We start from the raw sequence: 13,025 nt of genomic DNA on the forward strand, positions 1-13,025 counted from the left end.
TAAGTCTGGCGCTGCAGACTGCCTGCAACGACGCATTTGCAACCATCCATTCCGGAGGCCGCCATGAACATACTGCCAGGCGCAAGATATTGGCTGAACAAGGTACCGCAAGTCACCGTGCTGTTCTGGATCATCAAGATGATGTCCACCACGGTCGGCGAGACAGCCGCGGATTTCCTGAATGCCAACCTGCATTTCGGCCTGGCCGCGACTACCGCGCTGACGGGCATGTTGTTTATCGTCGCGCTGCTGTTCCAGCTGCGCGCCAGCCGCTATGTGCCTGCGCTGTACTGGATCACCGTGGTGTTCGTCAGCGTATTCGGCACCCTGGTCACCGACAACCTGACTGACCAGCTCAATGTACCGCTGGCGGCCTCGACCGCTTTGTTCAGCATAGCCCTGATCGCCACTTTCGCCGTCTGGTATGCACAGGAAAAAACACTTTCCATCCAGTCAATCGACAGCCCCAGGCGTGAACTGTTTTACTGGGCCGCGATCTTATTCACTTTCGCCCTCGGCACTGCAGCCGGCGACTGGCTGGCCGAAGGCTTGCAACTCGGCTACGCCAATTCCGCGCTGCTGTTCGGCGGCCTGATTGCGGCGGTCGCCTTGTTCCGCTACGTGTTCAAGGCCGACGCCGTGGCCTGCTTCTGGGTAGCCTATGTATTGACGCGCCCTTTCGGCGCATCCTGCGGCGACCTGCTGTCGCAGCCGGCAAGCAATGGCGGCCTGGGCTTCGGCACGGTAGAAGCCAGCATCGTTTTCCTGGCGCTGATCGTCGGCATGGTTACTTATCTGTCGCTGGTCCCGCAACGCCTGAAGCAATAACCCGGCAACAGACCTGATATCGAAAGGAAATCCGCATGAACCAGTCTCTCGAACGCAGCCTGAGCAAGGTCCCGGAGGTCACCTTGCTCTTTTGGATCATCAAGATAGCCGCCACCACGCTAGGTGAAACCGGCGGCGACGCCGTCTCCATGTCGATGAACCTCGGCTACCTGGTAGCCACCGCCATTTTCGCGGCAGTCTTCCTGGTTGCCGTGTTTGCCCAGGTCAGGGCCAAGGGTTTCCACCCGTTCCTGTACTGGGCCACCATCATCGCCACCACCATGGTAGGCACCACGCTGGCGGACTTTGCCGACCGTTCGCTCGGCATCGGCTATGCCGGCGGCAGTTCCCTGCTGTTTATCCTGCTGATGGCGTCGCTGGCGATCTGGCATCGCACGCTTGGCACGATATCGGTAGCGACCGTCAACACCCCCAAGGCCGAGATGTTTTACTGGTTGACCATCATGTTTTCCCAGACCCTGGGCACGGCGCTGGGCGACTGGACCGCGGATACCGCCGGCCTCGGCTACACCGGCGCCGCGCTGTTGTTCGGCGGACTGCTGGCGCTGCTGGTGCTGGCTTACTACAGAACCCGCATATCGCGCACCGCGCTGTTCTGGGCCGCATTCATCCTGACCCGCCCGCTGGGCGCGGTGGTCGGCGATTTCCTCGACAAGCCTCTCAATGCCGGCGGCCTGGCGTTAAGCCGCTATTCCGCATCGCTGGCGCTGTTCGCCTTCATCCTGGGCTGTATCCTGTTTTTCCGGCAAAGGCCGGCGCAACAGGCCCATTGATTCTTCGTACTGCATACTCACGTCATCCAATCAATGCGGCGACCGGAGCAATACTCCGGCCGCCGTATTTTCTCATTTCAAGGTCCAGTTTGTTACCTTGGCGACTGCCGCATCGGCATTCCTTGATGCAAACGTTATATAAATTGATGGTCTTAACAAAATTTAACGCATGTAAGGCGATGCGTCGAAGTGTAATTTATTGCATCATTGCTTGGTTCTGAAAAAATAACAGATATAGTTTTACAACCAAACAACTGAGGGAGAAAACATGAAACGCATCCTTTGCGCGGCAGCGCTGGCAGCACTGAGCGCTACCGCCTTTATGCCAAGCCAGGCAATGGCGCAGATCGGCGTCAACATCACCATCGGCACCCCGCCGCCGCCGCCGCGCTATGAGGTCGTGCCGCCGCCGCGGGTCGGCTATGTCTGGGCGCCAGGCTACTGGAACTGGGATGGCGGCCGCCACGTCTGGGCCGGCGGCCATTGGGAACGTGCTCGCAGCGGCTACCAGTACAGCCGTCCGGAGTGGCGCCAAGGCAGCAACGGCTGGGAATTGAACCGCGGCGGCTGGCGCCGTGGCGACGACCGCCGTGAAGACCGCTACGATCGCCGTGATGACCGCCGTGATGACGACGGCGGCCGTTATCACTGCCCTCCAGGGCAGGCAAAAAAAGGCAACTGCTAAGCAGCCTCGAACCAGCTGCCGCCTGTTTCCCTACAGCGGCAGCTGGGTCGTTGATAGAACCTGCTTGAGCACCATGAATGTGCGGATCTGCCGCACTCCCGGCAGGTACAGCAGCTGTTCCGCATGAAGCCGGTTATAACTATCGTTGTCCTTGGTCCGCAACAGCATGAAGTAGTCGAACTCCCCCGTGACTACATGGCATTCAAGGCAACCCGAAACCTTCTGCGCCGCCCGCTCGAAATCGGCAAACGATTCCGGCGTTGAGCGATCCAGCACCACCCCGATCATCACCAGCGTCCCGGCATCCAGCGCGCGCGGATTGAGCAAGGCCACGATGCCGCTGATCAGCCCCAGTTCCTTGAGCCGTTCGACGCGCCGCAGGCAAGCCGGCGCGCTCAGGTTCACCTTGGCCGCCAACGCCACATTCGATACCGACGCATCGCGCTGCAGCAACTTGAGGATGGCGCGGTCGGTGCGATCCATGGCGACGGCAGGAACATCGGCAGGCGCCGCCTTCTGGCGCAATTTTGTTGCTTTCATATCCTTCTTTCCAGAATAAAAGCCATTCAATCAACACAAATTCGTTTTTTAGATCTGAATTTCCGTCAAAACTTGCAACCCTGATTCCAGCGATTGATTTTAATATGGATTTTGTCCCGGCGGCGCCGCTGCGCCGCGCGGATTCCCTTCAATCCCAGGAGCGACTTCCATGAACCTGCAGAAATTTCCCCGCTATCCGCTCACCTTCGGGCCAACGCCGATCCAGCCGCTGCCGCGCCTCAGCGCCCATCTCGGCGGCAAGGTCGAGCTCTACGCAAAACGCGAAGACTGCAACAGCGGCCTGGCGTTCGGCGGCAACAAGACCCGCAAGCTTGAGTACCTGATCCCGGAAGCGCTGGAGGGCGGCTACGACACGCTGGTGTCGATCGGCGGCATCCAGTCGAACCAGACGCGCCAAGTCGCCGCGGTAGCTGCGCACCTGGGCCTGAAGTGCCTGCTGGTGCAGGAAAACTGGGTGAACTATTCGGATGCGGTATACGACCGGGTCGGCAACATCGAGATGTCGCGCATCCTCGGCGCCGAGGTGCGGCTCGACAGCGCCGGTTTCGACATCGGCATCCGCCAGAGCTGGGAGCAAGCCATGGACGATGTGCGCAAGGCCGGCGGCAAGCCGTTCCCGATTCCAGCCGGCTGCTCGGAGCATCCGCGCGGCGGCCTCGGCTTCGTCGGTTTTGCCGAAGAAGTACGGCAGCAGGAAGCCGAGCTGGGTTTCAAGTTCGACTACATCGTCACCTGCTCGGTGACCGGCAGCACCCAGGCCGGCATGCTGGTCGGGTTTGCGGCCGACGGCCGCGCCGAGCGCGTGATCGGCATCGACGCCTCGGCCAAGCCGCAGCAAACCTTGGAGCAGATCCTGCGCATCGCGAAGAATACCGCCGGGCTGGTCGAACTGGGGCGCGACATCACGGCCCGCGATGTGGTGCTGGACACGCGTTTCGGCGGCCCTGAATATGGCTTGCCGAACGACGGCACGCTGGAAGCGATCCGCCTGTGCGCGCGCATGGAGGGCATGTTGACCGACCCGGTGTACGAAGGCAAATCCATGCACGGCATGATAGAGAAAGTGCGGCTGGGCGAATTCCCGGCCGGCTCCCGGGTGCTGTACGCCCACCTGGGCGGGGTGCCGGCGCTGAACGCTTACAGCTTCCTGTTCCGCAACGGTTGAAAGGAGGCGCTGCCAGCGCATATGAATAGTCGGTAAACCTGTCAGGAATGACAATCCACAATTTCTGTCTTGCTGTTAAAATTCGTATAAATAACTCTGGCATATATGCGAATTTCTTATGAAGATAGATGATATCGATGCATTCGTCGCCGTCGTGCGCTGCCAATCCATCAGCCTCGCGGCAGAGTCGCTGCAGCTGACCCAGCCGGCCATCACGCGGCGCATCCAGAGTTTCGAAGAAGCGCTGGGCATCGATGTGCTCGATCGCAGCACCAAGCCGCCGCGGCCCAACGCCATGGGCAAGCTGGTGTACGAGCAATGCCGCGCGGTGCTGCGCGAAGTCGAATCGCTGCGCGACCTGGTCAGCCACGACGAGCCGCCCAGCGGCGTATTCCGCCTCGGCGTGATCCAGTCCATCGGCGATATCGCATTGCTGGATGCGCTGCGGCAGATCAAGGACAGTTTCCCCGAACTGAATACCCAGGTCTCCACCGGCTGGGGCTCGCAGCTGGTCGACAAGCTGGCCAACGGCGAGCTGGACGCCGCCACCGCCTTGTTCCCCGCCACCAAGGTGCTGCCGGACGGCGTCAGCGGCAAGACGCTGGGACGGATTGAACTGGTGGTGGTGGCGCCCAAGGGCGAGATGACCCGCCGCAGCTACAAGCTGGCCGATTGCCACGGCCGCGGCTGGGTCCTCAATCCCGACGGCTGCGGCTTCCGCGCCGGCTTGCAGCGCGCGCTTGCGGGCCAGGGGCTGTCGTTCAAGATCAACCTGGAAACCTTCGGCGCCGACCTGCAGCTAGGGCTGGTCGCCAGCGGCCTGGGACTCGGGCTGATGCCGCTGCCGCAGCTTGCGCGCAGCCGCTATCGCGACCAGCTGGACGTGGTCAACGTCACCGACTTCAAGCCGCTGCTCGATATCTGGCTGATCCAGCAGGCGCGCCTGGCGAGCGGCTTGCAGCAGGCGGTCGACCTGTTCGGCAGCGCCGTGGCGCAGACCTTCGACGGCGCCGAGCCGCGGCGCCGGCTCAGGGCCTGAGCTCACGGAAGCGCCGGCATCATTATTCTCAAAATTCATATTTTCATATAATAAATAATTCGTTTTATCATAATATCGCACGACTTATGATCCACTTTACGGTCGCACTGCGCTGCATGCCCAAGGGCTGCAGCCAAGGGTTTCGACGGCCGGAGGCAATTGTTTTACGGATCATCAAGCACGATGTCGATAGCCACCGCTCCTCACCCCGGCGCAGTACCGCGCCCCACCCCCGCTGAAACCGGCCGGCCCGCCCTGCGCCAGGTGCTGCGGCGGCGCCTGCTGGCGTTCCTGTCGCGCGCAGCCAGTCCCATAACGATTCTTTTGCTGTGGGAAACCGCCTCGCGGCTAGGCTTCATCCCGGAGCGCATACTGGCCGCGCCGTCGCAGATCGGCGCCACCTTCGGCGCGCTGGTGGCGTCCGGCGAAATGGGCAGCAACATCCTGGTGTCGCTAGGCCGGGTGCTGACCGGACTGTCCATCTCGCTGTCGCTGGGCACCGCGCTGGCGCTGGTTTCCGGCCTCTCGCGCCGCGGCGAAGTGATCGTCGATTCGCCCATGCAGATGGTGCGCACGCTGCCGTTCGTCGGCCTGGTGCCGCTGTTCATCCTCTGGTTCGGCATCGGTGAATTCACCAAGGTGACGCTGATCGCCTTCGCCACCACCTTCCCGATGTACCTGACCCTGTATAGCGGCATCCGCAGCATCGACGCCAAGCTGATCGAAGCCGGCCGCCTGTTCGGCCTCAGCCATTTCGGCCTGATCTGGCATGTGATCCTGCCGGGCGCGCTGCCGTCTTTCCTGCTCGGCCTGCGCTACGCGCTCGGCATCAGCTGGCTGTCGCTGGTGATCGTGGAACAGATCAACGCCACCGCCGGCCTCGGCTACCTGATCAACAACGCCCGCGACTTCATGCGCACCGACATCATCGTGGTCTGCCTGCTGGCCTACAGCCTGCTGGGCCTGTTCACCGACCTGCTGGTGCGCAGCATCGAACATTTTGCGCTGGCCTGGCGTCCCTCTTTCATCAAGGACTGACCATGCTGACCGCCAAACTTTCAGTGACGGATACCGGCCGGCTGCGCGACGAAACGGCCGAACCGGAGGTGCTCCGCCCCGCCGGCCACCCGAATAACGCCGTACGCGCCCGCCAGCTGAGCAAACGCTTCGGCCAGAACACGATCCTGGACCGGCTCGATCTCGATATCCGTCCCGGCGAATTCATCGCCCTGCTCGGCCGCAGCGGCTCCGGCAAGACCACGCTGCTGCGCGCGCTGGCCGGACTGGACCAGATCAGTTCCGGCCAACTGCAAGTGCCGCAGGCGCGCGCCGCCGTGTTCCAGGAGCCGCGCCTGATGCCCTGGAAACGCGCCTGGCGCAACGTTGTCATGGGTTTGCATATTCCGCAGGCGCGCGAACGCGCGCGCCAGGCCCTGGCCGAAGTCGGCCTGGCGCACCGGGAAAATGCCTGGCCCGGCACCCTGTCCGGCGGCGAAGCGCAGCGGGTGGCGCTGGCCCGGGCGCTGGTGCGCGAGCCGCAATTGCTGCTGCTCGATGAGCCGTTCGCCGCACTCGATGCGCTGACCCGCATCCGCATGCACCAGCTGATCCTGTCGCTGTGGCGGGTGCACCAGCCGGCTGTGCTGCTGGTGACGCACGACGTCGACGAGGCGGTGCTGCTGGCCGATCGCGTGCTGGTGCTGGATGGCGGCCGCATCGTCGCCGACCTGCGCATCGACCAGCAGCGTCCGCGCAGCGCCGAGAATCACGCTTTCCAGAAGGTGCGGACGCAGCTGCTGCAGCTGCTGGGAGTTGAACTCGATGCCGACGCCGGCGCGCCCAAGCCCGTATTGCACCTGGTCCCGCCATCGCCGGCAGCGCCCTTCAACCTGAGCAATTTTTCCATCTGAATCCATGTCAGCCAACCACCTCACCCCGTTGCCGACGCCCGCGCCGTCGATCCTCGACACACCCGAGTTCGAACAGCTGCTGGCCGCGCTCAGCGCCGAATTTGGCGCCAGCGCCGCCCAGTACGATCGCGACGGCAGTTTCCCGCACCGCAATTTCGAACGCTTGCATGAACATGGCTTGCTGGCACTGACCGTACCGCGCGCCTTTGGCGGACTGGCTGCCAGCCTGGCGCAAACGCGCAAGGTGATCGCCGCTGTCGCCTATGGCGATCCGTCCACCGCGCTGGTGCTGACCATGCAGTACCTGCAGCACACGGCGACCCCGCGCACCACGCGCTGGCCGCCACACCTGTACCGGCAGGTGGCTGCCGATGCGGTGCGCGATGGCGCCCTGATCAATGCATTGCGGGTCGAACCGGAACTCGGCACGCCGGCGCGCGGCGGTTTGCCGGCGACGGTAGCGCGGCGCGTGCCGGAAGGCTGGCGCATCAGCGGCCGCAAACTGTATTCGACCGGCATCCCGCGCCTGACCTGGCTCACCGTCTGGGCCCGCAGCGACGACCCGGAACCGCTGGTGGGCGCCTGGCTGGTGCGCCGCGACACGCCTGGCATCTCGGTGATCGAAAGCTGGGATCACCTGGGCATGCGCGCCACCGGCAGCCACGAAGTGGTGTTCGACGGCGTGCTGGTGCCGGCCGAGCATGCGGTCGATGTGGCGCCGGCCACCAGCCCGCCGGAACTGGATCCATCCTTGCTGCTGTGGATGTCGGTGCTGCTCGGCGCCATCTACGACGGCGTCGCCCGTGCTGCCCGCGACTGGCTGGTGGAGTGGCTGCAAACACGGGCGCCGGCCAATCTCGGCGCCGCGCTGGCGACTTTGCCGCGCTTCCAGGAAGTGGTCGGGCAGCTCGATGCCTGGCTGTTCTCCAACCGCGTCCTGCTGGATGCCGCGATTGCCGGCCAGACCGGCGCCGGCGACGCCAGCCGCATCAAATACCTGGTCACCACCCAGGCTATCGCGGTGGTGGAAAAAGCCATCGAAATCAGCGGCAATCCCGGGCTATCGCGCAGCAATGCGCTGGAACGGCATTACCGCAATGTGCTGTGCAGCCGCATCCACACGCCGCAGAACGACACCATCCTGGTGGCCGGCGGCCGCGCGGCGTTTGCCGGCCAGCCGCAACCGCAACCGCAAGTGCAAGCACAGGCCGGCGCAGTGCGCGCCGCCTGAACCATCATCCATTTCATACAAGGATCTGACATGAGCATCGAATTCATCGGCATCTCTGCCACCCAGGAAACTTCCGAAACGCTGTTGCCGCATGGCCCCGCAATCGATAAAAGTTATGTCGGCGCGATCGCCCGCGCCCACGAATACGCCGGCTTCGACCGGGTGCTGGTGGCGCACAGCAGCAGTTCGGCGGACGGTTTCCAGGTCGCCGCCTTCATCGCCCACCAGACCGAACGGCTCGGCATCCTGCTGGCGCACCGGCCCGGCTTCGTGGCGCCGACCCTGGCTGCGCGCCAGCTGGCTACGCTCGACCAGTTTAGCGACGGCCGCCTGGCGGTGCACATCATCAGCGGCGGCGACGATACTGAACAGCAGCGCGACGGCGATTTCCTGGATCACGACGAGCGCTACCAGCGCACCGACGAATACCTGGAAGTGCTGCGGAAAACCTGGACTTCCAGCGGTCCGTTCGACCACGAAGGCCGGCACTATCGCGTCAAGGGCCAGAACGCGGTGGTGCGTTCGCCGCAGAAGCCGCATTTGCCGATCTATTTCGGCGGCTCCTCGGATATCGCCATCGAAGTCGCCGGCAAGCACGCCGACGTCTACGCGCTGTGGGGCGAATCGCTGGCGCAGGTAAAGGAAACCGTGGACAAGGTGCGCGCTGCCGCCGGCCGCCATGGCCGCGCCGACAAGATCCGCTTCAGCCTGTCGCTGCGCCCGATCCTGGGCGCCACCGAAGAGCAAGCCTGGGCGCGTGCCGACAGCATCCTGGAACAGGCCACCGCCAACGTCAGCAACAACGTGTTTTTCGCCAGCCGCACGCAGCAGCCGAAGAACGTCGGTTCGCAGCGCCTGCTGGCGGCTGCGGCACAGGGCAAGGTGGTCGACAAGCGCCTGTGGACCGGGATTACTGCCCTGACCAAGGCCGCCGGCAATTCGACGGCGCTGGTCGGCACGCCGGAACAGGTGACGGAATCGCTGCTCGACTACTACGACCTCGGCATCACGACCTTCCTGATCCGCGGTTTCGATCCGGTCGCCGATGCCCTGCAATACGGCCGCGAACTGCTGCCGCTGGTGCGCGCCGCGGTAGCGCAACGCGAAGCAGCCGGCCAGGCGCCAGCCCAGCAAGCAGCCTGAGCGGCGCATTCCATGAGCGAAATCGTGGTCGCCAGCCAGTTCGATCCTGCGGTCAACCTGCAGCTCGCGCAGCAAGCCAGCGTGCGCGTCGTCGACCTGCCGCCCGGTCCGCTGGCCGGCCTGCCGGGCGACGCCAGCGTGCTGTTTGCGCTGCCGTTCAGCAAATCCGGCAACGCCGCCGCCCAGGCGGCGCCGATACCGCAAGGCTGGCCGTTCAAGCTGGACTGGGTGCAGCTGGCGTCGGTAGGCATCGACTATTATCCGCCATGGCTGTTCCAGGGCCCGGTGGTCACCTCGGCGCGCGGCACGGCGTCGGACGCCATCGCCGAATACGTGCTGGCGGCCATCTTCAGCGCCGCCAAACGCATTCCCGATATCTGGCTGGAGGACGCCAGCCAATGGAAACGGCAATCGCTGACGCTGGTGCAAGGCAGCGTGCTGGGCTTGTACGGTTTCGGTTCGATCGGCCGCGCACTGGCGCAACGGGCGCAGGCGCTCGGCTTGCGCGTGCTGGCGGTGCGCCGCTCGGATGCGCCGTTTGAAATCGAAGGCGTGGAAGGAGTAGCCAGCCTGGCTGAACTGGCGGCGCGTTCCGACCACCTGGTGCTGGCCGCTCCTGCCACCGCGGCCACGCGCCATGCGATCAGCCACGCGGTGCTGGCGCAAGCCAAGCCCGGCCTGCACCTGATCAACATCGCCCGCGGCAGCCTGGTCGACGACCAGGCGCTGCTGGCGGCGCTGGACGCCGGCCGCATCGGCCTGGCGACGCTGGACGTGACCGAGCCGGAGCCGCTGCCGGCCGGGCATCGCTTTTACAGCCATCCGCAAATACGCCTGTCGCCGCATATTTCGCCCAGCACCGACCATATCGTGCAGGCGCTGCTCGACAAGTTCCTCGGCAACCTGCAACGCTTCCGCAGCGGCCAGCCTTTGACCGACGTGGTTGACCTGGCGCGCGGCTATTGAACCCATTCTCACCAACAGGATCCCAGACATGAGCACCTCTCCCCTGCATAGCGCGCCGCTGTCCAAGCCGCACCTGCGTGTAGTCGGCAATCCGCACCCGCGGCCGGCGATCTACTCGGCGCCGCGCGACGCCGACGGCGACATCATCTTTGCCGAACCGCCGCCACCGCCCACGGTGGAAGCCGCGCGCCTGTACCGCAAGCAGCGGCTGGCGGCCTCGTTCCGGCTGTTCGCCCGCTACGGCTACGACATGGGCGGCGCCGGCCACATCACGGCGCGCGACCCGGAACATCCCGACCAGTTCTGGGTCAACCCGGCCGGCGTCTACTTCGGCCATATCCGGGTCTCGGACCTGCTGCTGGTCAGCCACAGCGGCAAGATCCTGCATGGCGACGGCCTGCTCAACCGCGCTGCCTTCGCCATCCATTCCGAGCTGCACAAGGCGCGCCCGGACGTGATCGCCGCCGCCCATTCGCACGGATTATGGGGCAAGGCTTTCTCGGCGCAGGGGCGCCTGCTCGATCCGCTGACCCAGGATTCTTGCGCCTTCTACGGCGACCATGTGATTTTTTCCGAATACAGCGGCGTGGTGCTGGACACCAGCGAAGGCGAGCGGATCGCCCGCACGCTGGGCCCGCACAAGGCGGCCATCCTGCAAAACCATGGATTGCTGACAGTCGGCGGCTCGGTCGAATCGGCGGTGTGGCGGTACATCGCCATGGAAAACGCAGCCCAGGCGCAGCTGATCTCGGAAGCGGCTGGCCCGACCAAGCCGTTGTCGCAGGCGGTGGCCCAGCACACCGCTTCGCAGATCGGCAGCGACGCCGGCGGCTGGTTCAGCTTCCAGCCGTTATGGGATGTGGTGACACGCGAAGAACCGGACCTGTTCGACTAAACCAAGGATGACGATGACGCATCACTACCCGAACGGCCTGAACCGCCGCCGTTTCCTGCAAGCCGGCGCAAGCCTGGGAGCGGGCCTGAGCCTCGGTTTCGGCGCACGCAACCTGCTGGCGGCGCCGCTGTCGCCCGACACCCTGCTGCGGGTTGCTTCCTATAGGGGCGACGCCACGTCTTTCTACAAAGACGTCGGCGCCGCCAACTTCCCCTACCGGGTCAGCTACGCCGAATTCGCCGGCGGCAACCTGATCGTCGAAGCCATTTCCGGCGGCTCCATCGATCTCGGCGCCATGAGCGAAATCCCGCCGATTTTTTCGGTGCAAAGCGGCGCGCCGCTGAAACTGATCGCGGTGCTGCGCGGCGACGTCAACAACCAGGTGCTGCTGGTGCCGCCGCAATCAGCCGTGCGCGACGTCGCCGAACTCAAAGGCTTGCGCGTCGGTTACGTGCGTTCGACCACATCGCATTACCTGCTGCTGCGCTTCCTCAAGGAAAAAGGCTTGAGCTTCGCCGACATCAAGCCGGTCAGCCTGTCGCCGCAGGACGGCCTGGCAGCCTTCCAGAGCGGCCAGCTGGACGCCTGGGTGATCTACGGCCCGCTGATCCAGCTGGCGCGCAAGCAAGGCGCGCGCATCATCAAGACCGGCCTCGGCTACCTGTCCGGCAACTACCTGCTGGCGGCGCATGCCAAGGCCATCGCCGATCCCGCCAGGCACGCTGCCATCGGCGATTACCTGCTGCGCGAGCGCAAGGTCTACGAATGGATCAACCGCAACCCCGATGCCTACGCGGCCAGGCTGGCGCAGGTCACCGGACTGCCGAAATGGCTGTTCGACGAACAGCGCAAGCTGCAAAGCCAGCCCACGGCGCTGGTCGCCGTCGACGACGCCGCGGTCCGCTCGCAACAGCAGGTGGCGGACGTCTTCACCGACAACAAGGTGCTGGACCGCCGCATCGATGTCAGCGGCTTGTGGGACCGCAGTTTCAGCAGCGTGCTAGCATAAGCCGGACTGACATCCGCCTGCCGATTTTCCCATTTCAAGAAAGATCACAATGAAAAAAAACAAGATGCTTCCTGCCCTTGCATTTGGCGCTCTCCTGCTCGCCGCCGGCGCCGCCGGCGCCCAGGAAATCAAACGCATTCCCCTGCCGAACTCTGACTTTCCCATCCTGCAGGCGGTAGTGGTGCCGCCCAACGCCAGCACCATCTATCTCAGCGGCATCCTGCCCGAGGTCAGCAACAAGGATGCGCCAAAGGGATCGATCGAAGCTTTCGGCGACACGGAAACACAAACCGTCTCAGTGTTCCGCCGCATCGAAGCCGCCCTCGCCAGCCAGGGCCTGACGCTGGGCGACATCATCCAGCTCAAGGTATTCCTGGTGGGCGATCCGCGCAAGGACGGCAAGCTCGATTTTGCCGGTTTCCAGGCGGGCTACACCAGGTTCTTTGCGACCAAGGAGCAGCCTAACAAACCGGTGCGCTCGGCCTTCCAGATTGCCGGCCTGGCGCTGCCCGGCGCACTGGTGGAAATCGAAGCGACGGCGGCGAAAGTACGCTGAACCGCAAACCGCGTCAATCCCGCCTGACCCCGTCCTGCCTCATCCTCCGGGCTGCGCAATGCGCTGGCCGGAGTCTCTGACTGTCCTTCACGCCAACGCCACTCCGGCTTTTCGGATGGCTGGTCGTCGCCCACCCGACCACCCCAACTTCATTCTCGTTACGCATATTTACATAGAACAATAATTACGTTCTATTATTATCATTTGCTGTATACCATCGCTCAATCGACTAATCACCAGGGA

At 64.1% G+C, this 13,025-nt stretch carries 14 protein-coding genes; 13 read left to right on the forward strand and 1 reads right to left on the reverse strand.

Annotated elements, in window-relative coordinates:
- Nucleotides 1-63 precede the first annotated feature (63 nt).
- The 3 genes from V8G57_RS20385 to V8G57_RS20395 all read left to right on the forward strand — a co-directional run bounded on the left by V8G57_RS20385 (nucleotide 64) and on the right by V8G57_RS20395 (nucleotide 2,307).
- Nucleotides 64-828, forward strand: a complete 765-nt coding sequence (locus V8G57_RS20385; RefSeq protein ID WP_342830925.1) for a COG4705 family protein — start codon at nucleotides 64-66, stop codon at nucleotides 826-828.
- Nucleotides 829-863: 35 nt separating this feature from the next.
- The gene (locus V8G57_RS20390; RefSeq protein WP_092392655.1) at nucleotides 864-1,622 is read left to right on the forward strand and encodes a COG4705 family protein; all 759 of its coding nucleotides are present in this window, start codon (nucleotides 864-866) and stop codon (nucleotides 1,620-1,622) included.
- A 268-nt stretch (nucleotides 1,623-1,890) separates the two neighbouring features.
- Entirely contained in the window at nucleotides 1,891-2,307 is a 417-nt protein-coding gene (locus V8G57_RS20395) for a YXWGXW repeat-containing protein (protein WP_092392653.1), read from the forward strand.
- Nucleotides 2,308-2,337: 30 nt separating this feature from the next.
- On the opposite strand, the gene V8G57_RS20400 is transcribed toward V8G57_RS20395, so the two are convergent.
- Nucleotides 2,338-2,847 carry an Lrp/AsnC family transcriptional regulator gene (locus tag V8G57_RS20400; RefSeq protein ID WP_092392651.1) on the reverse strand — a complete coding sequence of 170 codons (510 nt, stop codon included), beginning with the start codon at nucleotides 2,845-2,847 and terminating at the stop codon, nucleotides 2,338-2,340.
- 169 nt (nucleotides 2,848-3,016) lie between these two features.
- Here V8G57_RS20400 and V8G57_RS20405 point away from each other — a divergent pair, with 169 nt between their 5' ends.
- The 10 genes from V8G57_RS20405 to V8G57_RS20450 all read left to right on the forward strand — a co-directional run bounded on the left by V8G57_RS20405 (nucleotide 3,017) and on the right by V8G57_RS20450 (nucleotide 12,782).
- Entirely contained in the window at nucleotides 3,017-4,033 is a 1,017-nt protein-coding gene (locus V8G57_RS20405) for a 1-aminocyclopropane-1-carboxylate deaminase (protein ID WP_342830926.1), read from the forward strand.
- A 118-nt stretch (nucleotides 4,034-4,151) separates the two neighbouring features.
- The gene (locus V8G57_RS20410; protein WP_342830927.1) at nucleotides 4,152-5,072 is read left to right on the forward strand and encodes a LysR family transcriptional regulator; all 921 of its coding nucleotides are present in this window, start codon (nucleotides 4,152-4,154) and stop codon (nucleotides 5,070-5,072) included.
- A 183-nt stretch (nucleotides 5,073-5,255) separates the two neighbouring features.
- A complete protein-coding gene (locus tag V8G57_RS20415) occupies nucleotides 5,256-6,110 on the forward strand; it encodes an ABC transporter permease (RefSeq protein WP_342830928.1) in 855 nt (284 codons plus the stop codon).
- Nucleotides 6,111-6,112: 2 nt separating this feature from the next.
- Nucleotides 6,113-6,982, forward strand: a complete 870-nt coding sequence (locus V8G57_RS20420) for an ABC transporter ATP-binding protein (RefSeq protein WP_342830929.1) — start codon at nucleotides 6,113-6,115, stop codon at nucleotides 6,980-6,982.
- A gap of 4 nt (nucleotides 6,983-6,986) precedes the next feature.
- The gene (locus V8G57_RS20425; protein WP_342830930.1) at nucleotides 6,987-8,213 is read left to right on the forward strand and encodes an acyl-CoA dehydrogenase family protein; all 1,227 of its coding nucleotides are present in this window, start codon (nucleotides 6,987-6,989) and stop codon (nucleotides 8,211-8,213) included.
- A gap of 30 nt (nucleotides 8,214-8,243) precedes the next feature.
- On the forward strand, nucleotides 8,244-9,356 hold the full coding sequence (locus V8G57_RS20430; protein ID WP_342830931.1) for an LLM class flavin-dependent oxidoreductase: 1,113 nt from the start codon (nucleotides 8,244-8,246) through the stop codon (nucleotides 9,354-9,356).
- Between the two features lie 12 nt (nucleotides 9,357-9,368).
- Nucleotides 9,369-10,322, forward strand: coding sequence for a D-isomer specific 2-hydroxyacid dehydrogenase family protein (locus tag V8G57_RS20435; protein ID WP_342830932.1), 954 nt, complete (start codon nucleotides 9,369-9,371; stop codon nucleotides 10,320-10,322).
- A gap of 28 nt (nucleotides 10,323-10,350) precedes the next feature.
- Nucleotides 10,351-11,217, forward strand: coding sequence for a class II aldolase/adducin family protein (locus V8G57_RS20440; protein WP_342830933.1), 867 nt, complete (start codon nucleotides 10,351-10,353; stop codon nucleotides 11,215-11,217).
- Between the two features lie 13 nt (nucleotides 11,218-11,230).
- Nucleotides 11,231-12,226, forward strand: coding sequence for an ABC transporter substrate-binding protein (locus V8G57_RS20445; RefSeq protein ID WP_342830935.1), 996 nt, complete (start codon nucleotides 11,231-11,233; stop codon nucleotides 12,224-12,226).
- 64 nt (nucleotides 12,227-12,290) lie between these two features.
- Entirely contained in the window at nucleotides 12,291-12,782 is a 492-nt protein-coding gene (locus V8G57_RS20450; RefSeq protein ID WP_342830936.1) for a RidA family protein, read from the forward strand.
- Nucleotides 12,783-13,025: the final 243 nt, after the last annotated feature.

Source organism: Collimonas rhizosphaerae (genome assembly GCF_038896935.1).
GTDB classification, from domain to species: domain Bacteria; phylum Pseudomonadota; class Gammaproteobacteria; order Burkholderiales; family Burkholderiaceae_D; genus Collimonas; species Collimonas rhizosphaerae.

What these genes read in the sequence shown, in the direction of transcription:
- V8G57_RS20385 (WP_342830925.1), top strand. Translation starts at nt 64, where the DNA reads ATGAACATACTGCCAGGCGCAAGATATTGGCTGAACAAGGTACCGCAA.
- V8G57_RS20405 (WP_342830926.1), top strand. Translation starts at nt 3,017, where the DNA reads ATGAACCTGCAGAAATTTCCCCGCTATCCGCTCACCTTCGGGCCAACG.
- V8G57_RS20425 (WP_342830930.1), top strand. Translation starts at nt 6,987, where the DNA reads ATGTCAGCCAACCACCTCACCCCGTTGCCGACGCCCGCGCCGTCGATC.
- V8G57_RS20410 (WP_342830927.1), top strand. Translation starts at nt 4,152, where the DNA reads ATGAAGATAGATGATATCGATGCATTCGTCGCCGTCGTGCGCTGCCAA.
- V8G57_RS20450 (WP_342830936.1), top strand. Translation starts at nt 12,291, where the DNA reads ATGCTTCCTGCCCTTGCATTTGGCGCTCTCCTGCTCGCCGCCGGCGCC.
- V8G57_RS20430 (WP_342830931.1), top strand. Translation starts at nt 8,244, where the DNA reads ATGAGCATCGAATTCATCGGCATCTCTGCCACCCAGGAAACTTCCGAA.
- V8G57_RS20420 (WP_342830929.1), top strand. Translation starts at nt 6,113, where the DNA reads ATGCTGACCGCCAAACTTTCAGTGACGGATACCGGCCGGCTGCGCGAC.
- V8G57_RS20435 (WP_342830932.1), top strand. Translation starts at nt 9,369, where the DNA reads ATGAGCGAAATCGTGGTCGCCAGCCAGTTCGATCCTGCGGTCAACCTG.
- V8G57_RS20445 (WP_342830935.1), top strand. Translation starts at nt 11,231, where the DNA reads ATGACGCATCACTACCCGAACGGCCTGAACCGCCGCCGTTTCCTGCAA.
- V8G57_RS20390 (WP_092392655.1), top strand. Translation starts at nt 864, where the DNA reads ATGAACCAGTCTCTCGAACGCAGCCTGAGCAAGGTCCCGGAGGTCACC.
- V8G57_RS20400 (WP_092392651.1), bottom strand. Translation starts at nt 2,847, where the DNA reads ATGAAAGCAACAAAATTGCGCCAGAAGGCGGCGCCTGCCGATGTTCCT.
- V8G57_RS20395 (WP_092392653.1), top strand. Translation starts at nt 1,891, where the DNA reads ATGAAACGCATCCTTTGCGCGGCAGCGCTGGCAGCACTGAGCGCTACC.
- V8G57_RS20440 (WP_342830933.1), top strand. Translation starts at nt 10,351, where the DNA reads ATGAGCACCTCTCCCCTGCATAGCGCGCCGCTGTCCAAGCCGCACCTG.
- V8G57_RS20415 (WP_342830928.1), top strand. Translation starts at nt 5,256, where the DNA reads ATGTCGATAGCCACCGCTCCTCACCCCGGCGCAGTACCGCGCCCCACC.